This is a genomic window from Williamwhitmania taraxaci (genome assembly GCF_900096565.1).
In the GTDB taxonomy this organism is placed as follows: Bacteria; Bacteroidota; Bacteroidia; order Bacteroidales; family Williamwhitmaniaceae; genus Williamwhitmania; species Williamwhitmania taraxaci.
Window position 1 is genome coordinate 16,566 of the sequence record NZ_FMYP01000013.1, and the last position, 26,220, is coordinate 42,785.

Genomic DNA, 26,220 nt, shown 5'->3' on the forward strand with positions numbered 1-26,220 from the left:
CCAAATTGGGTAACTTCTTTTTCAAAATTACATTTTATCGATACTATAGAATAGTATATGTTCCATTTACAAGATCTAACGTAATTGTATACGTTCCTGCTGTGGATACTACTATGTTATCGCCACCCCATGATATATTTGATGGAGTACCGCCTAGATTAATATCCCAGCCATCATTTGCTCTGAACTTAAACTCACCAACAGTCAGGTTAGCAGTTATTGTCCAGGTGTTGTTTGCGTTTGGCGTCATGTTTTGATCAGAATCCCAGCCACCTGCAGTAGCACTACCAATAATACCCCATTGAGTAACAGAATATTTGTAATTGTTAGGCGAGGATAGATTCATCATAACACTATAAGTACCCGCTGTAGATACGGCAATATTATCGCCTCCTGCAGTTAGTTTTCCGTCAGGGCCACCAAAGTTGATATCCCAGCCATCATTAGCTCTGAATTTAATTTCTCCAGCAGTTAATGGAATAGTGGCAAACCAACTTCTGAAGAATGCACTGTAAGTCATGTTTTGATCGGAATCCCAGCCACCTGCAGTACCACTGCCGATTATACCCCAATCAGTTTTGATTGCAGTATAGGTCATGTTGATCATGTCTATTGCAAATTGATAGTATCCAGCCGAAGGAACGCTCAAATTACCGGCATCAGCAGCAGTGCTAAGTATCCCAGCCGCACTTCCCAAACCATAAGCTGTTCCTGTCCAGCTTTTTTGCGCAACAAATTTGAATTCACCGGCAGCAGGGAAGTAAATAAAACCTCTTACAATTGGGTCGGTTTCAGTGTTCATTAAGGAATCTTTAGCAGCAGCAGGATCCCAACCTTGGAAAGCACCGGCCGCATACAATTTTACAATAGAAGCAGGTGTAGTAAAGGAAACCTCTGTGCCGTAACCTGTACCGCCGCTGTTTGTTGCAAAAGCTTTAACATAATACTTCGTTTTCTGTTTTAGTTTGGAGATAGAACTTGTAAATGTTCCAACTGCTTTACCATCGGAAGTAATACTGTCTTTGCAATGCTCAAGTGTAGGATTTGGTAGAACACTATAGCAAACCCCGCGTTGAGTTATTGCTCCACGACCGTCGTCGCTAACTTCACCGCCACCTTGGGCTGTTGTTCCAGACATAGCCGTAAAAACAGCGGTAGTAACAGTTGGTACATTTGGTAAAGTTGTAAAAGACAGTTCTTCACCATATAAAACACCACCAACAGTTATTGCATACGCACGCGCATAGTATTTGGTGGCAAAATCCAATCCTGTAAGAGTAACCTCAAAAGTTGCTGTAATAACAGAATCTGCTGTAAATATTACTTTGTCTCCAGCTATCGTAGGTTCTGGTGAAGTACTGTAACAAACACCTTTTTCACTTATACCACTTCCCGTTGAAACTACAAAGCCGATAACAGTGGCAGAGGTATTAAAGATTTTAGTGGTTTCGGAGGTTGCGAGTTTTGATTCTAGCGTAACATCCTTATCCTCCTTTGTACAAGCAACAAATAGCATTGTAACCGCAAAAAAGGATGTAAGCGATCGTAATAATATTTTTTTCATGGAACAGTTTTTTAAAATGTTAACTGAAATTACCTTGTGAGTAATGATGATTTTTATGAGATCGTCACTCTTAAGACTCTTTCAAAAAAAACTTAAATTTTGAATTTCAAGCCTTCCCTTTAAGGGAAGGCTTGAAAAATTAGTTTTTAACAATCGTAAAAGAACCAAGTTCACCTACATCATTTGTGATAGTAAGTGTAATGGTATAATTACCGGCAGCACTTACAGCAATGTTTGCTCCGTTGTGAACCAAACTGCTGGCAGTACCTCCAAGGTTCCAAGCCCAACCATCATTTTTTCTGAATTTTATTTCGCCGACAATGAGATCAACAGTGATTTGCCAAGTTCCGGTAGCTGCATCGTAATCCATAGGTGAATCAGGTGAATCCCATCCATTAGGACTAGCCGAGCCTACAAGTCCAATTCGATACTGTGCAACAGCGTAGGTTAATCCATTAACATCAGCATTAACCTTGTTCCATCCATTATCGTTTATAGAAATTGCAGAGCCATTTTCTGAAAGGATACCAGAATTTCCCCCATAGGTCTTGTTTGCATCAGGATCCTTTAAAGTATAGGTCTTTGTATTGTCGAACTTAACAAAACCAGCATAGACACCATTTCCTAAAGCCGATTCAACTTTTCCAACAACGACACCACCTGTTATGAAATCAAGACGAGGTAAGCCATAAAGTGTTACATTAACCGTTTTAGTTTCTGAAGTATACTCGAAAGTTTTGCTTCCAGTACCACCATCGACAACCATTACTGCACGGATTCTTAAATCCGCTTCCGAAACTTGATCTCCTGGAAATTTCTTCAACAAAATGCTATTCAAATCACTAACGGTGATTAGCATGCTTGTGTCTTGAACATCTGAAAGAATAGCAGCAGTATTCACGAAGTTATTTCCCTTAGGGCAAGCCTCTAAAAAGTATTTCGCTGAGGCATTATAACCAGGATTTAAGAGTGTACCAACAAACTTCAATGTGTTTGTTCCAGCAGCACGGGTAAGCGTAAGATCCGGAATTGTTTGAAACGTTGGCACGATAGGATTCTCTAGCATGGTTGCCTTCGATTCATCCTTCTCACAGGAGAATAGAAGCCCCAGCATTCCAATGGACATAATATATAATAGCTTGTTCATTTCTTCTGAGTTTTAAAGATTAGTAACCAGTGTTCTGTTTGATGTTCGGGTTTGCAGAAACTTCTTCGCCTGGAATAGGGAAGATGTTTAAATGCGAACTTGTGCTAGTTCCGTTGGCTACGCCACCTTTCCAAGCCCATACATAAGTTCCGTTTGTAAATTGTCCGAAACGAATTAGGTCGGTACGACGTTGAGCCTCATAGTAGAATTCACGTCCACGTTCGTCGAGCAACGCTTTGGCTGTTACAGCGGCAATGCGATTTGCTGGATTTGCACCAAATGCACCTGCATGAAATGCTCTGTCTCTAATGTAGTTTACATCAGCCAGCGCCTCACTTGCACCACCTGTGGCACCGTTGAAATTTGCCTCAGCTCTCATCAAATATGCATCAGCAAGGCGGAAAACAGGAAAATCAGTACTAGCATATGCTGAATTATAGGTAGCGGCTTGAGTTCCGTCAGCATTAGTTGCAGTAAACTTATATACTCCAATGCCATAATCGCCGCTCGAAGAAGGACTAGGTATATCCATGCTCTTCTTCATCTTAATTAATACACGGGTGTCTTTCGATATTTTAAAGAGTGTATCATTGGCTGGCACAGCAATGTTGCCGTAAGTGGCAAGTGTGTCAACTAAAACGTTCATAAATTGCTTTCTTGCCCTGTTGCCATTCCAGTTGGTATTGTTGGTTAATCCATGGAAATCCTCAGCTTTAATGTATCTAGCATCGCTTGATGATTCAATAATAAAGGTAGTTCCAACATAGCCTTGGATATTTACACCATCTTGAGCATAGGCAAAAATCATTTCAGGATTAGTGCTTCTGTCGTTATCAGCGCTAAAATTTTGGCGATAATTCGAAGCTAAAGAGTAGTTGCCTGAATTAATTACCTTGTCACAATAGATTTTGCAATTTTCCCATTGTGGAGTTCCGGTATATACTCCAGCATTAAGATAAACACGTGCTAAAAGCATCCATGCTGCAGCTTTATTAGCTTGAGCGGAACTTGAACCTGGCTCAGAGAGTTTGTCTTCAATATCTGTTAGTTCAGCAACAATGTAGTTGAATAATGTTACGCGATCAGTTTGTTTAGGAAAGAATTTACCAACACCATCGGCCTCAGTTGTAAAAGGTGGGTTAGCAAATAGATCCATATAGTATGTATAAGCCAACGCTCTTAAAAATCTAGCCTCAGCATTATAGCGAATTATTGTAGGATCCGTGCTGCCATTTGTAGCACCTATAAACTGGTTTGCATACGTAATTGATAAACCTAAACGTTGGTATAGCGCTGTTAAGAATGGATTAGTGGCGCTCCAAGTTTGAGTATTCAAATCGGAAATACCAATGTCACCCCAGGCACATATTGCCTCATCCGTAGTGATTTCCTGAACGTTCCAAAGTGCACGCACAGTGGTAAAAAAGTTACCATCCGATGCAGCAATATCATCGCCACCATTTGATCCTTGGCCCGAGATAATAAAGCTAGCATACAATTTAGCTAAAAATTGTTTTGTATATACTGGATCGTCTCCGAGGTTTCCTGATAATATGGTATTGGGGTCCTTCGGTGTTATATCAAGGTCTTTCACACACGATGTTACCATGAGTGTTGAAAGAACAATTCCAAGAATTATATTTCTAGTTTTCATATTTTATTTCCTCCTTGTAAATGTTAAAACTTTAGGCTTAAACCAAGCATAAATGTTCTAGGTCTTGGGTAAAAGTTATTGTCAATACCACCGGACACTTCTGGGTCGAGGCCAGAATACTTCGTAATTGTAAGCACGTTTTGAACGGTGAAACTAATACGAGCAGTCGTTTTACCATAAAAATTGTCGAAGTTGTAACCTGCACTTAAGTTGTCAAGTTTGAAGAACGAAGCATCTTCAACAAAGTGATCGCTCGAGAACTGACGCTTTACAAATTGGGTCTCATTCAATTGTCTTGTAAAATTCTTCCAGTAGTTAAGCTGAAACATTTGGTCGTAAGAAGCACCTGCTGATACAAGGTTGTAAACGTAGTTGCCAATGCTTGCGCGAGCCGATCCGGAGAAGTCAAAATTCTTGTAAGTAAATCGTGCCGAGAATCCTAGTAGGTAATCCGGTGATGGGCTCTTTGAAATGTATCTGTCTGCATTATCTCCGCTAACAACTCCGCCTTGACCTGAAAGATCAACATACAAACCTTCAATTGGATTGCCGTTGGCATCGTAAACTTGCTGATTTAAGTAAAATGAGTGAGCAGGGTAACCAACCTTTACAACTTGCTTAATCCCTGTAAATGCATCACCCTCAAGAATACCTGGAAAGTTTGGATCATCGCTCATCAGCAATTTAGTAACCTTATTTTTGTTATAAGTAACATTAAACCCTAACTCCAACGACACGTCCTTTTTAGAAATAGGTCGGGTGTTAATTGATAATTCAACACCACTGTTTTCAAGACTACCAACATTAGTGAAGAGTCTATTTGAGTTATTGCTTCCTGTAGGTATTGGAACAATGGTTAATAGATCTTTGGTCTTGCGCTTGTATACGTCGATAGATCCAGAAATACGGTCGTTTACGAACCCAAAATCTAAACCAATGTTCTGGGTTGTTGTTTCTTCCCATTTAATATTTGGGTCGGATGCACCAGGGCGCAATGTAGGGATATATTCTCCATCGATGAGATAAAACGATCCTGGAGATGAGGCGATGAATACTGACTGAGATGGATAATCGCTTCCAATATCTTGTTGTCCAGTGACACCCCATCCCAATCTAAGTTTCATTTCAGAAACAACCTTTACATCCTTTAGGAACGTCTCGTCCTTAATTTTCCAAGCAAGAGCTGCTGCAGGGAAAAGACCCCACTGATTGGAACCTGCAAAGCGAGATGAACCGTCGTTACGAAGGGTTGCGGTAAACAAATACCGATCCATGAAGGTATAGTTCAATCGTCCAAAAAATGAAACGAGATAGTTTTCAGAAATGTATGAAGTTGTAACTGGAGCATTACTGTTAGGTATTACACCATCGGTATAAGAACCACCTTCACGTTTGAAGTGTTGCCATGAGTAACCTGCTGTTAAATCTAACTTGCTCGATACTTCAGTTAAGTCTTTATTATAGTTGAAGTAAAAATCGAGAAGGTTATTATAACTTTTTGCATTGTAATCGCTCAATCGTCCTAAGTAGCCACCAGTTAGTCCGGTTGGAGATGTTATTGGTCGATTGTTATAACCGTCCGATTTAGTGAAGTCTGTCGCCACATTTAGGTTGGCCTTTAACCCTTCAATAAATGGAAGTTTATAATCAATCTGAGCATTTCCAACAAAACGAGACACTTCTGATTTATTATCTGCAGCCATTAACTGTTCTACAGGATTAGATGTGCCAAGGCTAGAACCGTAGTTTGCCCACTGAAAATATCCGTCAGAAACGGCATTGCCATCTTTAATTGGTTTGGTTGGATCCATATTTACAGCTGATCCTAATGCTCCTGCATCACCAAAATTATTTTTGGTATACATTCCTTTGGCGTTAACCGAAACTTTAAGGCTACCATCAAGAAAACTAGGATCCAAATTAATCGATCCTGTTGTCCTTTGTAGGTCGGTGTTTTTCATAATACCATTCTGATCGGTATATCCAACAGATACACGATAAGGTAATGTTTTATAGGCACCCGTTACACTTACGTTGTGATCTTGTGAAATAGCAGTGCGGAAAATTTCCTTCTGCCAATTGGTCGAACTATTTCCAAGGCGGGTAAAGCTGCTAACACCAAAAAGATCTTGCTTGTCGAATGCGATCTTCCTTATTTCGTCAGCGGAATACACATCTAAAAATTCGATTGCGCTAGATATCGATGTATTGCCATCGTATCTTACAGAAAATGCACTTCCTACTTTACCTTTTTTAGTGGTAATTATAATAACACCATTCGATGCACGAGACCCGTAAATAGCAGTTGCCGAAGCATCTTTAAGTACCGTGAAGGTTTCAATATCGTTTGGGTTAATAAAGGAGAGGAAGTTGCTGCTTCCCGAAACGTTTTCGTTTGAGATGGCAACACCATCAACAACAATCAAAGGATCATTTGAAGCATTCAACGAAGAACCTCCACGAATCCTAATAGTTGAGCCACTTCCGGGAGCTCCGCCAGCATTTGTAATTACAACACCAGCACTTTTGCCAACTAATAGATCTTGCGCAGAAGTAATGGCACCCTTGTTGAATCGGTCCGAACTTACTGCAACAACTGATCCTGTTGCATCAGATTTCTTTACTGTACCATAACCGATAACTACAACCTCATCGATTTGCTCTGTTGCGGGTTTTAGCACAACATTAATAATATTACCGGTAACCACTACTTCCTGCGTAGTGTAACCAATACTCGAAAATACCAGCGTGTTCTGACTGGCAACGCTAATTGTGTAGTTACCATCTAGATCAGTGGCGGTACCATTGCTGGTTCCTTTTACATAAACGGTTGCTCCAACCATGGTTGAACCGTTCGAGGCATCGGTGACTTTACCCGAGACAGATAGGTCTTGAGCATAAGCCAGGCCCCCTGAGCATAGAATGATGCTAACTAATAGCATTCGTCCTACAAGTGTGAAGAGGTGCTTCATAATACTTACATTAGGCTTAGGTAAAACAATAATTTTTTGTTTATAATTCTTTTTTAGATTTTGCGCTGCTCAATTTAGGTAAAGTTAACGTATTTTATATGTGAAGTTAATACCTTATGCCGTGTAAATCAATGCAAACGAAACCGCAATCGATTGCAAATTGATCTTTATTGGAATGACGTTTGTCATTTTATTTAGAATTAACACCTATTTTGACCTTTCCATTAATCTAATTACATTTGAATATTACCAATAAAGTTCATATGAAGCCACATCCAGTAACAATCAAGGACATAGCTCGCGAATTAGGCGTATCGCCATCCACTGTTTCACGCGCCCTGAAAGATCATCCTGATATTAGCGAGGAAACTCGTAGGGTTGTGAAGGAACTGGCAGATAGATTGAAATATAAACCGAATGCGATTGCCCTAAGTCTGAAGAATCGAAAGAGTAATGTGGTGGGGGTAATTATTCCCCAAATAGTACACTACTTTTTCTCTTCAGTGATCAGCGGAATTGATGAGGTGGCTACAAAATACGGATATAGTGTGATGATCGCACAATCGAATGAACTTTTCGATAAAGAGGTTGAAGCGATGGCCGCCTTAGCCGATGGTCGAATTGATGGGCTACTAATCTCTATTTCGAAAGAGACAGTGAAGTATGACCACTTCCGCCAGTTTAAGGAGGAGGGGATTGAGATCGTGTTCTTCGATCGGATTCCTGACGATTTCAAAAGCGATAGCGTTGTTATTGACGATTTTCAAGGTGCCCTTAAGGCCGTTCAGCATCTAATTGATGGTGGACATAAACGTATCCTTCACCTTGCCGGACCACAAACAAGGCTTATTGGTCGAAAACGACTAAAAGGATATTTGCAGGCATTGGAGAACAATCATATCCCATTTGATGAGAAGCTTGTTGTTTCGTGCGATACATTTGATAAGGCACTCGAAAAAATGCCGGAATTGGTAAGCAGCGGTTTGCAATTCGATGCGGTATTTACCGTAAACGATTTTACGGCTGCTGGGGTTATTCAATCGCTCAAATTGTTAGGCAAACTTGTTCCAGACGATATGGCTGTTGTAGGATATGGGGATGATGATATTGCGAAAATGATTTATCCTACTCTTACCACAATTCGACAACCTGGCAAAGAGATGGGTATTCGTGCCATGGAAATGCTCCATAAACGGCTCAGTAGTATCGAAGAAAATACTGAAATTGTCTCAGAGGTTTTGCAGGCCGAATTAGTTCAGAGAAACAGCTCATTAAGGGTGTAATCGCTATTCTGAATTTCGCCTATTATATAAAGGTGTTGTTAGCGGGCTCACATTTAGTGGGCCCGTTTCCGTATGCACTACCTGCTGTACTAATAATCGTGCTGCATTAGGCTTGGTTTTATCCTAATGGTTATCAAGCGAGCAAATAGCAAATTTTATTGGATCGTTTCCATGTCCCCTAATGCTCAATTTACAAGAAATTGCGGATCAAAATAGGCATTAATGCTTGCGAAATATAGCGTTCAAGGTCATTTGTTAACTGAATATTAAGATTTTTTTATTTTTTTTTACTCTATCCGCAATCGATTTAGATATGGGATTGAATGCCTTAAATCTCCTCATATTTAAGTGGTTCTGCTCTGGATAGGTGTGTTAATTCGGTTCTTTTTCATATTTTTGAGAAAGAGTTGTAAGCAATATCCGCAGAAATACCCACAACCTAAGTTCGCCATTGATGGGCGTGCATTGGGATATGATATTTTGCAATAGTTTGCAAATCTGGCATCTAACCTTTCAAACAACTAAACGCATAGTAGTATGGCTAAAAAACCACACCTCAGTTTTTGGCAAATTTGGAATCTCTCCTTTGGCTTCCTTGGCGTTCAAATTGGTTATTCCCTGCAAAATGGTAATACCAGCCGTATTCTCTCTTCCTTAGGTGCGGATGTAGGCCATTTAAGTTATTTCTGGTTAGCCGCACCACTTGCGGGATTGCTCGTCCAGCCTATTATTGGTCTGTCAAGCGATAAGACCTGGACTCGGTTGGGCCGACGCGTGCCATTTATTCTTGGTGGAGCCATTGCCTCAGCCCTCGCCATGTTTTTCATGCCGAACTCGGAATTTTTCACCTACCTATTTCCACCCTTAATATTTGGTGCCGTCATGCTTCTATTCATGGACACATCGTTTAATGTAACGATGCAGCCATTCCGAGCATTGGTGGGCGATATGGTTAACGACGATCAGCGCAACATTGGTTATTCGGTTCAGAGTTTTCTCATTAATACGGGAGCTGTTTTAGGGTCGATTCTTCCATTTTTACTCACCTATATTGGTGTGTCGAATATTCCGGCAGAAGGTGCAAAAGTAGCACCAACTGTAATATGGGCTTTCTACATTGGGGGTGCTATTTTGCTTATAACAGTTCTCTGGACATCCTTCACTACTAAGGAATTTCCGCCAAAAGAGTATGAGGAACTTAATAATATCACTGCTGAAGAAAAGAAGCACACATCCTTTCTAACGCTACTAAAAGATATTCCAGAAACCATGTGGCGGCTGTCTATTGTCCAGTTTTTCTCTTGGTTCTCTTTGTTTTTAATGTGGGTGTATACTACCAGTGGAATTGCCCAGAATGTATGGGGAGTAGTTCCAACCGATTCAACCTCCGCCGCATTTAATGCTGCTGGAAACTGGACAGGTGTAATATTTGCCTGCTATAGCGCCTTCGCAGCTGGTTTCTCAATGCTCATGCCACGTATTGCCCGAATTATTGGTCGAAAGAATACTTATCGCTATTCCTTATTATTAGGTGGTTTAAGCCTTTTATCGATGATTTTTATAAAAGACCAATATATGCTGATTTTTGCAATGGCGGGAGTAGGTATTTCATGGGCTGCAATTTTAGCAATGCCATATGCCATCCTTTCTTCATCACTTCCTGCAAGCAAGATGGGTGTTTACATGGGTATTTTTAATGCATCCATAACTATTCCACAAATAGCAGCTGGTCTTTTAGGCGGAGTTATCCTTGCCCTTCTTGGAGGGCAAGCGATATTCATGCTTGGTGTTGCCGGCTTATCCATGGTATTTGCGGCTATTGGAGTATTCTTTGTACACGACAAAAACGAAATAAGATAACCATCGCAATTTTGTTACCAATGATAATAAAGGCTTGCATATTTGATCTCGACGGAGTGATTGTGGATACTGCAAAGTACCACTATCTCGCATGGAACCGCTTAGCCAATGAGCTGGGCTTTGAATTCTCCATTGAGCATAACGAACGATTAAAAGGGGTTAGTCGCATGACCTCGCTTGATATTTTACTGGAAGTTGGTGGACTTACCTATTCCAATGCGGAAAAGGTAGTTATGGCTGCTAGAAAGAACGAGTGGTATTTGGAGTATATCTATAAAATGACTCCTGATGAGATTCTTCCCGGGGTGATAAGTTTCTTGACGATGCTGCGCGAAAAGGGTATTAAAATTTCACTCGGATCAGCCAGTAAAAATGCAATGTTGATCCTTGAGCGCGTTCAACTTCAATCCTTCTTTGATGCCGTAATTGATGGAAATAAGGCACTTAAAGCGAAACCCGATCCTCAAGTATTTCTATTGGCAGCACAGGAACTAAATGAAAACCCAACCAATTGTGTGGTTTTTGAGGATGCTGCTGCTGGCATAGAAGCGGCATTGGCTGCCGGAATGAAATGTATCGGAATTGGATCGCCAGAGATTTTGGGCCGTGCCGATAAGGTAGTACCTGGATTTGAAAATGCAAACATCGAACTAATTAAGTTTTAAGACTTCAAAAAAATATTTGTATGAGCACCTATCTGAAGCACGACGAATGGAGTATTGTTGAAGAAGGATTTCATCCCGAAAAGAGTAGGGACTCCGAAAGCCTTTTTAGCATCGGGAACGGACATATGGGCCAACGTGCCAACTTTGAGGAGAAGTATTCGGGCGTCACGTTGCAAGGTCACTACATCGCCGGTATTTATTACCCTGATAAAACAAGAGTGGGCTGGTGGAAAAATGGCTACCCTGAATATTTCGCAAAAGTGATTAATGCACCGAGTTGGATCGGCATCGACGTTAAGGTTGATGGTGAGATGCTCGATTTGGCTACCTGTAAGATTCTTGAATTCCGCAGAGAGCTGAACATGAAGCAATCGGTACTTGAACGGGAGTTTACCGTGGCTATGCAATCGGGTATTCAGTTACACGTGAAGTCTACACGTTTTTTAAGTATTACCGAACATGAACTGGGTCTTATTCGGTATTCAATCACACCATTGAACCAAAGCGTAAGCTTAGAAATCCTTCCCTACATTGATGCGGATGTTGAAAATGAGGATTCTAACTATAATGAGAAGTTTTGGGAGAAAACCGATGGTTCCTGCTACCATCACGAGGCATATATTACATCGAAAACGAAGAAACTCGATTTCAATATTTGCACCGGAATGCTCTTTGACGTTTTTGCTGGAGGCAATAAGCTAACAACAAAGGCACATTTAGTTGAAGAAGACCTTCTTCTAGGAAACAAAGTGATTCTAAATGCCAATAGCGATGAAGAGATTGTTGTTTATAAGTATGCAACGGTTGTAACCTCTCTCGACCACAAGGTTTCGGACCTGATGCAGGTTGCTCGTAAGAAATTGCAAGATGCAAACAGTAAGGGTTTTCATGCAATACTCAAAGATCATATAAACGAGTGGGCTCAAAAGTGGGAGCACAGCGATATTGTAATTGAGGGTGACGTTGCCGCACAGCAAGGTATCCGCTTCAATATACTTCAGCTCAATCATACCTATACTGGGAAAGATGCACGCTTTAACATCGGACCAAAAGGGTTTACCGGCGAAAAATATGGCGGAAGCACTTATTGGGATACCGAAGCATATTGCCTACCTTTTTATATGGCCACTGCTGGCGAAGAGGTAGCAAAAAATTTGCTGGTGTATCGATACAACCACCTCCAAAGGGCCATTGAAAATGCCGAAAAACTAGGCTTTACTGACGGTGCTGCGCTTTACCCAATGGTTACCATGAATGGGGAAGAGTGCCATAACGAGTGGGAGATCACCTTTGAGGAAATTCACCGCAATGGCGCCATTGCGTTTGCCATTAACAGCTACATCCGCTATACCGGTCATGAATCCTACCTTGCCGATAAAGGGCTTGAAGTGCTCATGGGAATTAGCCGCTTCTGGGCTCAACGGATTACTTTCTCCGAAGCAAAGGGAAAGTATGTAATGCTTGGCGTAACTGGTCCCAATGAGTACGAAAACAATGTAAATAACAACTGGTATACCAATACTATAGCGTGCTGGTGCTTGGAGTATACCATTGAGGCACTGCAGAAGGTTAAAGAGACCAACATTGCACGCTATAAGGAGATCATTACCAAAACGGCCTTCGATGATAAGAAGGAAGTCGGCAAATGGCAAGATATTATTAAGAACATGTATTATCCAACCGAGGAGAAATTGAAGATTTTCCTTCAGCAAGATGGATACATGGATAAGGAACAAATTCTGGTAAAGGATCTGGATATTAAAAACCGGCCTTTGAACCAAAAATGGTCATGGGATAGAATTCTTCGCTCCTGCTATATTAAGCAAGCCGATGTTCTGCAGGGAATTTATTTTTTAGAGAATCGATTTGATATCGAGACCATTCGGCGCAACTACGAATTCTACGAATCGAGAACGGTGCATGAGTCCTCTCTGTCCCCTTGCGTTCACTCAATTCTTGCTTCCAAAATAGGCAAGACCGACCAAGCTTACGAACTTTATCTTAGAACTGCACGTCTTGACCTTGACGACTACAATAAGGAAGTTCGAGAAGGTCTTCATATTACCAGCATGGCCGGCACCTGGTTGTCAATTGTAGAAGGCTTTGGTGGCATGCGTGTGGTTGATGGTAAAGTTGGTTTTACGCCAAGTATACCCCAGGGTTGGAATGCCTATTCGTTCCGAATTGTGCATCGTGGAACGGCACTCCGCATTCGAGTAACCACCGAGGAAGTCATGGTATTCAATGAACATGGGCCCGACAGCCAAATCATGGTGTATGGAAAACCTTACACAGTTGCAAAGAATAGCAATATTGTTGCTGAACTATCCAAATAATAGTTTGTTTAGCGATGAGAGGTTTTTCCTCTCATCGCTTTTCTTTATCTTTGCATGAGAACAAAATATTCAATAAACTATTATTATGATGAGCAACAATCGTTTCCCAATTGGTGTTGTAACGGGCAAAACCGTTCAAGAAATTTTCGCCTTTGCAAAAGCTAACCAATTTGCACTTCCAGCCGTTAATGTCACCGGTACAAACACCATAAATGCTGTTCTTGAAACAGCCCGCCTAGTAAATACTCCAGTAATTGTGCAGTTTTCGAATAGCGGTGCAGCCTTTTTTGCTGGCAAAAGCATTTCTAACGATGGCCAAAATGCAAGCATTCTTGGCGCAATTGCCGGTGCTCTTCATGTACATACCCTAGCTAAAGCTTATGGTGTTACTGTAATTCTTCATACCGATCACGCAGCAAAGAAACTTTTACCTTGGATTGATGGCTTGCTAGATGCTGGCGAGGAGCATTTTAAAAGAACAGGTTCCCCTTTGTTCAGTTCACACATGCTCGATCTCTCCGAAGAACCTTTGACAGAGAATATAGAAATATGTAAAAAGTATCTTACCCGTATGAGTAAGATGGGCATGACCCTCGAACTCGAATTGGGTATCACCGGTGGGGAAGAGGATGGTGTCGACAATTCCAATGTTGACAGCTCCAAGTTGTATACTCAACCCGAAGAAGTTGCCTATGCGTATGAAGAGTTGAGCAAAATTAGCCCAAACTTTACCATCGCCGCTTCTTTTGGAAACGTACACGGCGTTTATAAACCGGGTAACGTTGTTTTGAATCCCAAGATTCTGCGGGATTCCCAAGAGTTTATTCAAAAAGCATATAAAACCACAGCAAAGCCAGTTGATTTTGTTTTCCACGGTGGTTCGGGTTCCGAAAAACACCTTATCTCCGAAGCAATTTCATACGGAGTTGTGAAGATGAACCTTGATACCGATATGCAATGGGCATACTGGGACGGCATCCGTAAATTCTCAATAGCAAAGAAGGACTACCTTCAAGGTCAAATTGGAAATCCTGAAGGAACCGATTCTCCAAATAAAAAGTTTTACGATCCTCGTGTTTGGCTACGTGAGGGCGAAAAGGAGATGGTGGCACGTCTTAAAGAGGCATTTGAAGACTTAAATGCAGTAGGTCGAAATAAGTAATTGCCCTTCGGGCACCAAAACATAATAACAACGACGAAGGGTTGGTTGCCGAAAGCATATTCGGACCAACCCTTTTTCATAAAAAATTATGAACCATGACAAAAAAATCTTTCTTACTATTCTCATTGGTTGTGCTGAGTATGGCAAGCCTATTTGCACAGAAACCAGAGCGAATCGATCCTCCCTTTTGGTGGACTGGAATGAAGGATGGTAGCCTTCAACTCGTAATCTATGGAAAAGGGATTGCCACTACTTCAGCATCTATCTCATATCCGGGTGTCTCTGTTCGAAAAGAAGTGAAGCCCGAAAATCCAAATTACATCTTCCTCTATTTAGGGATTATGCCAGAGGCCAAACCGGGAATGTTGAAGATCTCCTTCACCAAAAATGGAAAACAGGTTTCTTCCGTAACGTATGAGTTGAAAGCGCGCATTGAAGGATCGGCTGAAAGGAAAGGCTTTAGCAGTGAAGATGTTGTATACCTTATTATGCCTGACAGGTTCGCTAATGGTGATTTGAAAAATGATAAACTACCTAATTACAAGGATACTGTAGACCGAAAAGACCAATATGCCCGACATGGTGGAGATATAAAGGGTATTGAAAAGAACATTGACTATATCAAAAATCTTGGGGTAACTGCAGTTTGGTTTAACCCTATGGATGAGAATAATATGGATAACTCCTCCTATCATGGCTACGCTATAACCGATTACTACAAAACTGATTCCCGATTTGGATCGAATGCTGATTATAAAGGCATGGTAGACAAGTTCCACTCAAATGGAATTAAAGTTATTAAGGACATGGTTTTTAATCACTGTGGCAGCCAACACTGGTGGATTAAAGATTTGCCCTCCAAGGATTGGTTGAACCAGTGGCCTGAATATACAAACTCGAGTTTCCGTGCTGCTTCGATTTCCGATCCTCATGCTGCAAAATCGGATATTAAAAAGATGGCTAACGGATGGTTTGTTCCTTCCATGCCCGACCTAAATCAAAGAAATCCGTTACTTGCCGATTATCTAGTTCAGAATAGCATTTGGTGGATAGAATTTTCGGGAATTGATGGCATCAGAATGGATACACATCCTTATCCCGATGCCGATTTTATGTCCATTTGGGGGCAAAAGTTAATGCTGGAATACCCGAACCTTAACATCGTAGGAGAGGTTTGGATGAATCAACCGGCTTGGGTTTCGTACTGGCAGATGAATTCACCAACTGCTCGCGGTTATAATTCAAATTTACCAACCGTGATGGATTTTCCGTTGATGGGTGCTATCGAAAAAGCATTTGATGAGCCAGCAAGTTGGGATACCGGTCTAATTCGCCTATATGATATTATCTCCCAAGATTTCCTGTATGCAAATACTAATAATATTATGGTATTTGCAGATAATCATGATCTTAGCCGATTGTTTAAAACAAACGAGGCAGTAGACATAAACAAGTATAAAATGGTTATGACCTTTCTGCTAACAACTAGAGGTATTCCTCAGTTCTACTATGGAAATGAGATACTGATGGCCGCAGATAAGGCTAATGGAGATGGAAACTTAAGGAAGGACTTCCCCGGTGGATGGCCTTCGGATACGGCCAATGCATTTTTGCCTGAAGGTAGAACCCAAATACAGAATGAAGCATATACTTTTTTTTCAAAACTGGCAAAGTGGCGTAAAGAATCACCAGCCTTAACTAAGGGTAGCTTAATTCAGTTTGTTCCCGAAGAGAATGTTTACGTGTATTTTCGAGTTCATGCTCAGCAGACAGTAATGGTAGTGTTAAATGCAAGTGACAAGGATGTAGAATTGGGAATGAAGCGTTTTAATGAGGTATTAAACAATACAGCCAAAGGCTTCGATATTCTAAAAAAGGAAACGTTGGATATTACTAAAACAGTGATGCTTCCAGCGCGAAGTTCCAAAGTAATTCTACTTGAGAACTAGAATGTATGGAAATAAAAAAAGCGGCTTACGCCGCTTTTTTTATTTTGCTAGAATTAATCTCCAAAACTAATTCCAACCCCTTTTGCAGTAACAACCAAGGAACAGGTTGGCTCCACAAAATTTGGTCGGTTTATGGCTTCAATAAGGGGAACCGAAATAATGTCTGGATGTCGATAGGCAACCATTGTTCCGAAGTTTTCCTCCAAAACCATCTCAAAGGCTTTTACACCGAACTGAGTCGCAAGAACTCGATCGTAAGCATTTGGGATACCTCCACGTTGAAGGTGACCCAGTACAGTTTCACGCATATCTGCTTCGAAACCAGCCATTTTTAGATCCTTCATTAGTTTGGAAGCAACTCCGCCCATTCGAAGGTTTGCATAGCCCACCTCGTCTGATTTTTCGGAAGTGATATCGCCTCCAACAGGTTTCGCTCCTTCAGCAATTACAACAATTGCAAATCCTTTTCCCTTTGAGAAACGGCCATTCAATCGCTCTAACACCTTATCAAGGTTGTATGGTATTTCTGGAATCAAGCAAACGTCCGCTCCACCAGCAACAGCAGCGTGTAGTGCAATCCAACCTGCATTACGTCCCATAACCTCGAGAATCAATACCCGGTTATGACTTGCAGCAGTGGTTACTAACTTATCAACGGCATCAGTTGCAATTTGAACGGCTGTTTGGAATCCAAAAGTAAAATCTGTTGCAGAAAGATCGTTGTCAATCGTTTTAGGAACGCCAATTACATTTAGCCCCTTTTCGTATAATCTTTGGCTTATTTCTTGTGAACCGTCACCGCCAATACTAATAACAGCGTCGACTCCTAGGTATTGAAGTTTTCTTATCATTTCGTCGGAGCGATCAACTGCCGACCAAGTACCATCACTGTTTTTTACAGGCCAAGCAAAAGGACCACCTTTGTTGGTTGTACCGATAAGTGTACCGCCTTGAACGTGAATGCCAGCAACAGCTCTCTCATCGAGTACTCTTATTTCTGTTGGTTCGCGCAGAATACCATCAAATGATTGAATGCTGCCAATTACCTCCCAGTCTTGTTCTTGGGCTGCCCGCTTTACTATACCCCTTATTACCGCATTTAATCCCGGACAATCGCCTCCTCCGGTAGCAACTAAAACTCTTTTCATGATGTTAATATATTTGTAATTAACGTTTTATCTTACATTTAGCGAAATTTACCACTATACAAAAATAGCTTTTTGTTCGAAATGTATGATGAAATGGGAAACTAAATTTTATTTTTTATATTTGTAAATAACTGATAATAAGTTTTGTAACTTTAATAATTATAGCTATGACCTCAATGTTAAAACGATTGCGCTTGTATTTTACGAGCTTTATTTTGGCGCTTTTGATCGCTTCTGCTATTGCCCTTACTTCCTGCAATGGTAATGAGAACAAACAACCTGCCGAAAAGTTTCAAATTGTTCACCCAGAGTGGTCGGACAATGCCACCATCTACGAGGTGAATGTTCGACAATATACACCATCGGGAACTTTTACAGAGTTGAAAACCCGAATACCCCAAATAAAAGATCTTGGAGTTAAGATTATATGGCTTATGCCAATATACCCAATTGGTGAAAAAGAGAGAAAGGGTTCGCTCGGCAGTTACTATGCTGTGAAAGATTACATGGCAATTAACCCTGAGTTTGGGACTATGGAAGAGTTTAAAGACCTTGTGAAAACATTTCATGACAACGGCATGAAAGTAATTCTCGATTGGGTTGCGAACCATACATCTCGCGACAACGCACTTATCGGTCAACATCCCGAATGGTTTAAGCAAGATTCTACTGGGAAAATATTAGCACCATTTGATTGGACAGACGTAGCCCAACTCGATTACTCAAAACCAGAATTGCACGACTATATGATTGGTGCCATGAAATATTGGATTACTGAGGCCGATGTGGATGGATTCCGTTGTGATGTTGCAGGAATGGTCCCAACACCATTTTGGAACAAAGCTCGTGCCGAATTGGATAAAATCAAACCTGTATTTATGCTTGCCGAAGCGGAACAACCCGATTTGCAGGAATATGCTTTCGATATGACCTATTCTTGGGACCTACACCACTTGATGAATACAATTGCTCAAGGTAAAGATTCCGTTGCAAAATTGGATTCATTCTTTCAAAAGGAACTAGTGCGATTTCCAAAGAATGCATTCCGGATGGTATTCATTACCAACCACGACGAAAACAGCTGGAATGGAACAGAGTTTGAAAGAATGGGCGCCGCCGTTAAAGCAATGGGTGTCTTTTCTTTTGTAGTACCGGGAATGCCTCTTATTTATAGTGGACAAGAAGTTGGCCTAAGTAAACGTCTCCTGTTCTTTGAGAAGGATACAATTTTATGGAATGAAAGCCCTTGGACTCCTTTTTATAAGAAAATGGTTGAGTTAAAATCAACTAATTCAGCCTTAATGAATGGTGAAAAGGGGGCGGATATGTTCCGTATCAAATCCAAGAATCCATTTGTTTATGCATTCACCCGCGAGAATGAAGGTGGCAAGGTGCTTGCAGTATTTAACTTTAGTAAGGAAAAACAAACGGTAACTCTTGAAAACGAAGTTCTTGCAGGAAACTATATGGATTGGCTTCTCGGTAAAGAAGTTAAACTCGAATCAACTAAAGAGTTCACCTTTGAGCCATGGGGCTTTTCAATTTTTGTAAAAAAATAATCGCTACTCTCTTCTTTATAATTGGGGATACAAATTTGTATCCCCTTTATTATTTCACTAAGTCTATTCTGCTATTGTCTGTATAGTCAAATGTCTTTCTCTGGTTTGAATACAGAAGATTGGCACGAAACCTATGGTCCAATTATCGACGTATTATTTTTGTATAACCAATGGATTCATCCTAGCTTTGCTTATTTTTGCGACGGAAAGTATTGGTAAGGTAATAGTAACAACAAAAATATTTCACCATGAATCCTTTAAAAGTTACAGGGAAAGTATATTGGCTAGGTATTAACGATCGGAGGAAATTCCTTTTCGAAAATATGTGGCCATTGGATAAGGGCGTTGCCTACAATTGCTACCTCATTCTCGACAATATGACTGCTTTAGTTGATACTGTCGAATTGCGTTCCGGCGGTGATTTTGTATCGAAAGTTGATGCAATGCTCAACGGGAGAAGGCTCGATTTCCTTATTATCAACCATATGGAGCCAGATCATTCCGGCGAAATTAAGGCAATTATTGACAAGTATCCTGGTGTTAAGATTGTTGGAAATCTTAAAACTTTTAAGATTATTGAGGCCTACTGGGGAATCAAGGACAACCTCCATATTGTTGATGACGGTGACACTTTGGATCTTGGATATCATAAACTAAAATTTGTGATGACCCCATGGGTTCATTGGCCAGAAACTATGATGACCTACGACCAGACTGATGCAGTTTTGTTTTCGGGTGATGCATTTGGATCTTTTGGCACTTTGGATGGTGGCGTTTTCGATGACGAAATCAACTTCGCCTACTATGAAGATGAAATGCGTCGGTACTTCTCCAATATCGTAGGTAAGTATTGCAATATGGTTCAAAAAGCGTTCAAGAAACTAGAAGGCGTTCCGGTTAAAGCCATTTGCCCAACCCATGGGCCAGTTTGGCGCACCGATCCGCAAAAGGTTCTTGGACTTTATGATAAATGGAGCAAGTATCAAACGGAGGAAGGGGTTGTTATCATCTATGCTTCAATGTATGGAAATACTGAAGAGGTTGCCGATTATATTGCGCGCCAGCTTGTTGAAAATGGGATAACGAATATTCGTGTTTTTGATGTTTCAAGAACACATATTTCGCATTTAATCAATGAAATATGGAAGTATAAGGGAGTAATGCTTGGCAGCTGTGCTTATAATTCTGAAATGTTTCCATTGATGGAGAACCTAACTCGAGAACTTGAACATATGGGCGTAAAAGATCACTTGCTTGGGTTGTTTGGCTCCTACAGCTGGAATGGAGGAGGAGTAAAGAATCTCACCAAATTTGCTGAAAACATTGGATGGGAAATGGCTGCACAACCTGCCGATATTTTTGGGATGCCCAACGACGAAAAGCTTGCCAATTGTAAATTACTAGCCGAAGGTATGGCTGTAAAGCTGAAAGCACTTAGAAAATAGGTGTAATGGAAAATTTAAAATAAAGTTGGTTTATGGCAGATATTATTATACCCCATGGAATAACCTTCGAATCTACCCAAACTGTTACGGCTAACGATACTGCCAGTAAATACGGTTCGGGACTGGTGGAGGTTTTTGCTACTCCAGCGATGGTTGCACTCATGGAAAATGCCTGCTTAAATGCAGTGCTGCCGTATCTACCCGAAGGCTTTAGTAGTGTTGGGGTAGATATCTCTGTTTCTCATGTAAAGGCAACCCCAATGGGCAAAGTTGTGAAATGTATGGCAACCCTTACTAAGGTTGATGGTCGAAAACTTGATTTTGAAGTTGTGGCAAGCGACGAGGAAGGCCTGATTGGAAAAGGAACTCACAGCCGATACATTATAAATATTGAGAAATTCATGGAAAAACTCAAAAAATAACAACAAGCGGAAAAGTCTTTCAAAAGGGTAAGGAATTCATTCCTTGCCCTTTTCTTTTTCTAATCAATTTTAAGCAATTTGGAGGATAGCGAAGTAACCTTTTCGAAAAGTTTGATAATTATGGGCAATATCTACCTAATATTCCTATCTTAAGACCTTGTTTTTACAGATGAATTGGTTCAATATGGAGGATATAATCCCTAAGGGTAGAGATAAATACAGGATCCAGTCCGATAACTTGGATGGTTACAGTAATCTTAAAATCTCATCACTTCTTCAAATATTTCAAGAAAGTGCTGAAAGGCAAGCAACATCAATTGGGTTAGACCAGAAAGAACTACGCTCGCAAGACCTCTGTTATATTCTTAGCCGAATAAATATTGTAATTGATGAGATGCCAATCCTCGATTCAGAGGTTACACTCGTTACCTGGCCAAAATCAAGTGATGATCAATTTTTATACCGCGATTTTTTACTATTTAACTCCAGTAATTTGGATAAACCTATCATCAGAGCCACTTCCGCGTGGTCGTTGATTAACATAGAGTCCCGCCGTGCCCAAAAAATTGAACTGGTTGCGGGATCAATCCCTGTTTCGGATGAAATATTCGCTATAAAGGAGCATCCTGCTAAGGTTGATGCGCTGCCATGTGCATGGAACCATTCATCTGGTTTGGTTAATAGTAGCGATGTTGACGTGGATGGAAATGTTAAAAATACTCGTTATTTCGAGTGGATTAGCGATGTATACTCGCAAGAGCATTACTCCGAAATGATTATTGGAACACTCGACATTAACTTTCTTGCGGAAGCAGTCTTGGGAGATGTCTATAAAATAAACATGGCATCTAAAGGCAAGGGTATTTACTTAAATAATGTTGTAAGGGAATCGGATCAAAAAGAATTGGTGCGAACACGTACACAGTGGATAAAGCGATAATATCACAATATTATGGAAATAAAGGATAAAGACGAAGTTCAACTTCAGCAATACGGTATTTCTTCCGACAAAATTATTACCCAAATTGAAAATTTCAAGAAGGGATTTCCCTTTTCGGAGATTACTTTGCCAGCAACGCCAGGCAATGGGATTGTAACTCTCGATGATGTTCATGTAAAAGAATATATACAAGAATACCAGAGTTATACTGGTAAACGCCTCAAGTTTGTACCCGCTTCGGGTGCCGCATCTCGTATGTTCAAATCGCTTTTTGAATGTATCGAGGAGATTGGAAAGAAAGGCTACTCCCAATTCGAAGACCGATCGTTTTCCTCTGCCTATCACTTTTTTGCTCACATCGATCAGTTTGCCTTCTATCCCGAATTAGAACACTATCTTAATTCTGTTGGTAAATCGACAAAAAACCTGATCGAGCAGAAAAAATTCGTTGAACTACTGGATGCCCTTTTAAGCGAAAACGGGCTCAATTATGGCAGTATGCCAAAAGGGCTATTACTTTTTCATCAATATCAAGATATTTCAAGAACCTCACTCGAGGAGCACTTGGTGGAAGGTGCGCTTTACGCATCAACCCCAGAGCGCACGGTTCAAATCCATCTTACAGTTTCGCCAGAGCATATTGAAGGATTCAACCAGTTGGTAGCAAAAGTGATTTCTCAATACGAGTACCAATACAGTGTAAAATACGACTTGACCTTTTCTGTTCAAAAGAAATCGACTGACACAATTGCCGTTGATGAAAACAATGAACCGTTCCGAAATAGTGATGGATCCATGCTATTCCGCCCCGGAGGACATGGTGCTCTTATCGAAAATCTTAACGACCGAATTGAGCCGCTAATCTTTATCAAAAACATTGACAACATAGTCCCCGATCATCTTAAGCAGGAGACGGTCAACTACAAAATGGTTATTGCAGGTATCCTGTTGAAAATAAAAGAAATCACGCAAACTATTCTAAATAAAATATCCTCCAAAGTAGAGGATGAAGATATTCTACAACTAGCAGAATTGCTTGAGCGCAAATACTTTATTGTGTTGCCCAAGAAGAATGAGAATAGCATGGAAGTTTGGAGCAAAGAGTTAATTCGCTTTCTCGATAGACCTATCAGAGTTTGTGGAATGGTCCGAAATGAAGGAGAACCGGGAGGAGGCCCCTTTTGGGTAAAGGATAAGAGTGGAGCTCTATCGCTCCAAATTGTCGAAAGTTCACAAATCAATTTAAAGGAGAAAACCTACAAAGATATTTTTAAGAAATCAACCCATTTTAATCCGGTTGATCTGGTATGCTGGACTTACAATTACCGAAATGAGAAGTTCGACTTACGGCACTTTGTCGACCCAGCAACAGGTTTTATCGCAGAAAAATCAAAGGACGGTAAAATCCTTAAAGCCCAGGAGTTGCCTGGTTTGTGGAATGGTGCCATGGCCAATTGGATTACCGTATTTGTTGAAGTTCCCTTAATCACCTTTAACCCCGTAAAATCGGTAAACGATCTGTTAAGAAAAGAACATCAGCCGCAGAGTTTATGAAAGTAGTCTTTCCAAATTCTTAACGCAAAGTTAATGTATAAATCAACTCACGTTAAGAATGAAGTAACATGGCAGCCATACATTTGTAGTGTAAATGATACAAAAATTTAAAGACTACATAGCCATGAAAAATTTCAGTAAAATCATTCTACTTTCGTTAAGTCTGTTTATTAGTGGAAATGGAATAGCGGAAAACAAGGATACCCGGGTGGCAAAAGAAACAACCACTGCCACTGTTCTTGTTTGTTCTGTTGCCGGAAGTGTAATTGATGAAGTAACGGGTGAAGCGTTGGCTGGAGTTGCCGTTAAAGTAGCAGGAACCGATAAGGTAGCCTATACTGATTTTGATGGTAAATTCTCAATAGCAAACCTTTGTCAAGGAAACTATTCTTTTGAATCTTCTATGATTTCATACATCAACGGTGAAAGCAGTAACCTTAGTGTGACGGCTGGAGATAAGAAGGAGATCAAGATTAAAATGAAAAAATCATACTAGTAGATATTTTGTCACCTAAACGAAAAGCGGATTCTTCGGAAACCGCTTTTTTTTGCAAGGACATTAAGGCTTGAATATTGGTGACGGATATACAATGTTGCTTAAAAATAATCCTTCGGCAGGAGCTGAACTGCCAGCGAAATTCCTGTTTTCTGCTTCGGCAATCTCAATAATTGATTCCGGTTCGAGTTTTCCTAACCCAATATCAATCAACGTTCCAACTATAGCTCTTACCATATTCCGCAAGAATCTGTCGGCACTTATGGTGAAGACTAATGTATCGGCTTCCTGCGTCCATTCCGCCTTAATCACTCGGCAAATATTTGTTTTGTTATCGGAATGAAGCTTTGCAAAGCTGGTAAAATCCGAAATGGATAGTAATAACCCAGCGGCAATGTTCATCTTATCCATATCCAGCGGAAGAGAGAATTGATAGGCCATATCCGTTAGAAAGGGATTCTTTTTTGGTGATATTATGTATCGATAAGTTCGTTCACAGGCATCGAATCGAGCATGAGCACCTGCTTGAACTACCGTTATAGTGCTTACCGCAATGCTCCTTGGCAGTATTCTGTTCAGTTTATAAATGGCCTTTCCTATTTCTAGCGAATGCGGGTTCTCCATATCAAAATGCGCCACAAAGTAGCTGGCATGAACACCTGCATCGGTTCTGCCACAGCCAACCGTTTCAATATCCTCCTGAAAGATAGTTGAAAGAGATTTATTTAAAACCTCCTGAATGCTAATTCCATTTTTCTGAAATTGCCAGCCTACAAAATCTTTCCCATTGTAGGAAAGTTCTATAAAGTGTCGAACCATTGTTCTGTTTTCATTATTTTTGGTAAAATTACACAATACTAGCGGACGAAAGCTAAAAAGCCTCAAAAAGGCAATGTTTTTAGCCATCTTAATTCTTTTTAACGGTTTTTAACACCGATAAATCGTTTATAGTTGCAAATTTGTGAATGTATTAATCAACCCTTTGAATTCTCAGTATTATGGGAGAAATGGTAAACATAAAAGAGTTAAATGAGCGCATTCAGCTAGAGAGCTCATTTGTTGATATCATTGGAATGGAGATGAACAAGGTGATTATTGGACAGAAGCACCTTGTGGAAAGTTTGCTGGTAGGGCTACTCTCTAATGGACACATTTTGCTGGAAGGTGTTCCTGGATTGGCAAAAACACTTGCAATTAAAACATTGGCCGATTCTATCGAAGCAAAGTTTAACCGCATCCAGTTTACGCCGGATCTTTTACCCGCCGACCTTATTGGCACCCTCATTTACAGCCAAAAAAAGGAAACTTTTGAGGTGAGAAAAGGGCCAATATTCTCAAACTTTATATTGGCGGATGAGATTAACCGTTCCCCTGCAAAGGTTCAAAGCGCGCTGCTTGAAGCCATGCAAGAACGTCAGGTTACTATTGGCGATCAAACATTCAAACTGGATAACCCATTCTTGGTTCTTGCTACCCAAAATCCAATAGAGCAGGAGGGAACCTACCCACTTCCCGAAGCACAGGTTGACCGTTTTATGCTTAAGGTTAAGATTACCTATCCTAAAAAGGACGAGGAAAAATTAATCATGCGCCAAAACCTGTTAAGCGAATTTCCAACGGCAAGACCAGTAGTTACAACTGCGGATATAGCTAAGGCACGTGAGGTTGTAAAGCAGGTTTACATGGATGAGAAAATTGAGCGATATATCCTCGATATAATTTTCGCAACACGTTATCCAAAAGAATACAACCTTGAACGTCTCGAGAGTATGATTAACTATGGTGGATCGCCACGTGCATCTATCTCCCTTGCTCTTGCGTCCAAAGCATACGCCTTTATAAAACGGAGAGGATATGTAATTCCGGAAGATGTTCGCGCCGTGTGTGGCGATGTACTCCGTCATAGGATTGGGCTTACCTATGAAGCCGAGGCAGAAAACCTTACTAGCGACGACTTAATTTCAGAAATACTAAATACCGTTGAAGTACCGTAGAGCACTTCTATTTCTTTTCATTGAGTTAAGTTGCTGCTTAACGATGACTCTCCGTGCCCAAAACTTCATA

The 26,220-nt window shown here is 40.6% G+C and carries 19 protein-coding genes; 13 read left to right on the plus strand and 6 right to left on the minus strand.

The features are described from left to right. Positions 1–43: 43 nt before the first annotated feature. From BLS65_RS05115 to BLS65_RS05130, 4 genes are all read right to left on the minus strand, one after another. Positions 44–1,564: a cadherin repeat domain-containing protein gene (locus BLS65_RS05115; RefSeq protein ID WP_092436556.1), complete on the minus strand. Its 1,521-nt coding sequence runs from the start codon at positions 1,562–1,564 to the stop codon at positions 44–46. A 139-nt stretch (positions 1,565–1,703) separates the two neighbouring features. Continuing rightward, positions 1,704–2,711, minus strand: a complete 1,008-nt coding sequence (locus BLS65_RS05120) for a SusE domain-containing protein (protein WP_092436558.1) — start codon at positions 2,709–2,711, stop codon at positions 1,704–1,706. Between the two features lie 19 nt (positions 2,712–2,730). After that, positions 2,731–4,365: a RagB/SusD family nutrient uptake outer membrane protein gene (locus BLS65_RS05125; RefSeq protein ID WP_092436560.1), complete on the minus strand. Its 1,635-nt coding sequence runs from the start codon at positions 4,363–4,365 to the stop codon at positions 2,731–2,733. 23 nt (positions 4,366–4,388) lie between these two features. Beyond that, entirely contained in the window at positions 4,389–7,337 is a 2,949-nt protein-coding gene (locus tag BLS65_RS05130) for a SusC/RagA family TonB-linked outer membrane protein (RefSeq protein ID WP_092436562.1), read from the minus strand. A 263-nt stretch (positions 7,338–7,600) separates the two neighbouring features. Here BLS65_RS05130 and BLS65_RS05135 point away from each other — a divergent pair, with 263 nt between their 5' ends. The 6 genes from BLS65_RS05135 to BLS65_RS05160 all read left to right on the plus strand — a co-directional run bounded on the left by BLS65_RS05135 (position 7,601) and on the right by BLS65_RS05160 (position 16,592). Next, positions 7,601–8,620 carry a LacI family DNA-binding transcriptional regulator gene (locus BLS65_RS05135; RefSeq protein WP_092436564.1) on the plus strand — a complete coding sequence of 340 codons (1,020 nt, stop codon included), beginning with the start codon at positions 7,601–7,603 and terminating at the stop codon, positions 8,618–8,620. Between the two features lie 537 nt (positions 8,621–9,157). Then, positions 9,158–10,480, plus strand: a complete 1,323-nt coding sequence (locus BLS65_RS05140; protein WP_092436566.1) for an MFS transporter — start codon at positions 9,158–9,160, stop codon at positions 10,478–10,480. A gap of 20 nt (positions 10,481–10,500) precedes the next feature. Continuing rightward, a complete protein-coding gene (gene pgmB / locus BLS65_RS05145) occupies positions 10,501–11,145 on the plus strand; it encodes a beta-phosphoglucomutase (RefSeq protein WP_092436568.1) in 645 nt (214 codons plus the stop codon). A gap of 20 nt (positions 11,146–11,165) precedes the next feature. After that, positions 11,166–13,481: a family 65 glycosyl hydrolase domain-containing protein gene (locus BLS65_RS05150; protein ID WP_092436571.1), complete on the plus strand. Its 2,316-nt coding sequence runs from the start codon at positions 11,166–11,168 to the stop codon at positions 13,479–13,481. A gap of 85 nt (positions 13,482–13,566) precedes the next feature. Next, positions 13,567–14,643: a class II fructose-bisphosphate aldolase gene (gene fbaA / locus BLS65_RS05155; protein WP_212590499.1), complete on the plus strand. Its 1,077-nt coding sequence runs from the start codon at positions 13,567–13,569 to the stop codon at positions 14,641–14,643. A gap of 95 nt (positions 14,644–14,738) precedes the next feature. Next, positions 14,739–16,592 (plus strand): glycoside hydrolase family 13 protein, encoded by a 1,854-nt coding sequence (locus tag BLS65_RS05160; RefSeq protein ID WP_244500663.1) that lies wholly within the window; start codon positions 14,739–14,741, stop codon positions 16,590–16,592. 53 nt (positions 16,593–16,645) lie between these two features. Here the strand turns inward: BLS65_RS05160 and BLS65_RS05165 are convergent, their stop codons facing one another. Further along, positions 16,646–17,740, minus strand: coding sequence for a 6-phosphofructokinase (locus tag BLS65_RS05165; protein WP_092436573.1), 1,095 nt, complete (start codon positions 17,738–17,740; stop codon positions 16,646–16,648). Positions 17,741–17,907: 167 nt separating this feature from the next. On the opposite strand from BLS65_RS05165, the gene BLS65_RS05170 reads away from it, so the two are divergent. From BLS65_RS05170 to BLS65_RS05195, 6 genes are all read left to right on the plus strand, one after another. Next, a complete protein-coding gene (locus BLS65_RS05170; protein WP_212590500.1) occupies positions 17,908–19,299 on the plus strand; it encodes an alpha-amylase family glycosyl hydrolase in 1,392 nt (463 codons plus the stop codon). Between the two features lie 248 nt (positions 19,300–19,547). Continuing rightward, positions 19,548–20,744, plus strand: a complete 1,197-nt coding sequence (locus tag BLS65_RS05175) for an FprA family A-type flavoprotein (protein ID WP_092436578.1) — start codon at positions 19,548–19,550, stop codon at positions 20,742–20,744. Positions 20,745–20,776: 32 nt separating this feature from the next. Then, positions 20,777–21,166 (plus strand): thioesterase family protein, encoded by a 390-nt coding sequence (locus BLS65_RS05180; protein WP_092436580.1) that lies wholly within the window; start codon positions 20,777–20,779, stop codon positions 21,164–21,166. A gap of 184 nt (positions 21,167–21,350) precedes the next feature. Beyond that, positions 21,351–22,106 carry an acyl-[acyl-carrier-protein] thioesterase gene (locus BLS65_RS05185; RefSeq protein WP_212590501.1) on the plus strand — a complete coding sequence of 252 codons (756 nt, stop codon included), beginning with the start codon at positions 21,351–21,353 and terminating at the stop codon, positions 22,104–22,106. Between the two features lie 12 nt (positions 22,107–22,118). Continuing rightward, on the plus strand, positions 22,119–23,660 hold the full coding sequence (locus BLS65_RS05190; RefSeq protein ID WP_092436585.1) for a DUF4301 family protein: 1,542 nt from the start codon (positions 22,119–22,121) through the stop codon (positions 23,658–23,660). 124 nt (positions 23,661–23,784) lie between these two features. Next, the gene (locus BLS65_RS05195) at positions 23,785–24,156 is read left to right on the plus strand and encodes a carboxypeptidase-like regulatory domain-containing protein (RefSeq protein WP_170830006.1); all 372 of its coding nucleotides are present in this window, start codon (positions 23,785–23,787) and stop codon (positions 24,154–24,156) included. A 63-nt stretch (positions 24,157–24,219) separates the two neighbouring features. Here BLS65_RS05195 and truA read toward each other — a convergent pair whose 3' ends face one another. Continuing rightward, a complete protein-coding gene (gene truA, locus BLS65_RS05200; RefSeq protein WP_092436657.1) occupies positions 24,220–24,975 on the minus strand; it encodes a tRNA pseudouridine(38-40) synthase TruA in 756 nt (251 codons plus the stop codon). A gap of 179 nt (positions 24,976–25,154) precedes the next feature. On the opposite strand from truA, the gene BLS65_RS05205 reads away from it, so the two are divergent. Next, positions 25,155–26,150 (plus strand): AAA family ATPase, encoded by a 996-nt coding sequence (locus tag BLS65_RS05205; protein ID WP_092436590.1) that lies wholly within the window; start codon positions 25,155–25,157, stop codon positions 26,148–26,150. Positions 26,151–26,220 lie beyond the last annotated feature (70 nt).

What these genes read in the sequence shown, in the direction of transcription:
- BLS65_RS05115 (WP_092436556.1), bottom strand. Translation starts at nt 1,564, where the DNA reads ATGAAAAAAATATTATTACGATCGCTTACATCCTTTTTTGCGGTTACA.
- BLS65_RS05120 (WP_092436558.1), bottom strand. Translation starts at nt 2,711, where the DNA reads ATGAACAAGCTATTATATATTATGTCCATTGGAATGCTGGGGCTTCTA.
- BLS65_RS05125 (WP_092436560.1), bottom strand. Translation starts at nt 4,365, where the DNA reads ATGAAAACTAGAAATATAATTCTTGGAATTGTTCTTTCAACACTCATG.
- BLS65_RS05130 (WP_092436562.1), bottom strand. Translation starts at nt 7,337, where the DNA reads ATGAAGCACCTCTTCACACTTGTAGGACGAATGCTATTAGTTAGCATC.
- BLS65_RS05135 (WP_092436564.1), top strand. Translation starts at nt 7,601, where the DNA reads ATGAAGCCACATCCAGTAACAATCAAGGACATAGCTCGCGAATTAGGC.
- BLS65_RS05140 (WP_092436566.1), top strand. Translation starts at nt 9,158, where the DNA reads ATGGCTAAAAAACCACACCTCAGTTTTTGGCAAATTTGGAATCTCTCC.
- pgmB (WP_092436568.1), top strand. Translation starts at nt 10,501, where the DNA reads ATGATAATAAAGGCTTGCATATTTGATCTCGACGGAGTGATTGTGGAT.
- BLS65_RS05150 (WP_092436571.1), top strand. Translation starts at nt 11,166, where the DNA reads ATGAGCACCTATCTGAAGCACGACGAATGGAGTATTGTTGAAGAAGGA.
- fbaA (WP_212590499.1), top strand. Translation starts at nt 13,567, where the DNA reads ATGATGAGCAACAATCGTTTCCCAATTGGTGTTGTAACGGGCAAAACC.
- BLS65_RS05160 (WP_244500663.1), top strand. Translation starts at nt 14,739, where the DNA reads ATGACAAAAAAATCTTTCTTACTATTCTCATTGGTTGTGCTGAGTATG.
- BLS65_RS05165 (WP_092436573.1), bottom strand. Translation starts at nt 17,740, where the DNA reads ATGAAAAGAGTTTTAGTTGCTACCGGAGGAGGCGATTGTCCGGGATTA.
- BLS65_RS05170 (WP_212590500.1), top strand. Translation starts at nt 17,908, where the DNA reads ATGACCTCAATGTTAAAACGATTGCGCTTGTATTTTACGAGCTTTATT.
- BLS65_RS05175 (WP_092436578.1), top strand. Translation starts at nt 19,548, where the DNA reads ATGAATCCTTTAAAAGTTACAGGGAAAGTATATTGGCTAGGTATTAAC.
- BLS65_RS05180 (WP_092436580.1), top strand. Translation starts at nt 20,777, where the DNA reads ATGGCAGATATTATTATACCCCATGGAATAACCTTCGAATCTACCCAA.
- BLS65_RS05185 (WP_212590501.1), top strand. Translation starts at nt 21,351, where the DNA reads ATGGAGGATATAATCCCTAAGGGTAGAGATAAATACAGGATCCAGTCC.
- BLS65_RS05190 (WP_092436585.1), top strand. Translation starts at nt 22,119, where the DNA reads ATGGAAATAAAGGATAAAGACGAAGTTCAACTTCAGCAATACGGTATT.
- BLS65_RS05195 (WP_170830006.1), top strand. Translation starts at nt 23,785, where the DNA reads ATGAAAAATTTCAGTAAAATCATTCTACTTTCGTTAAGTCTGTTTATT.
- truA (WP_092436657.1), bottom strand. Translation starts at nt 24,975, where the DNA reads ATGGTTCGACACTTTATAGAACTTTCCTACAATGGGAAAGATTTTGTA.
- BLS65_RS05205 (WP_092436590.1), top strand. Translation starts at nt 25,155, where the DNA reads ATGGGAGAAATGGTAAACATAAAAGAGTTAAATGAGCGCATTCAGCTA.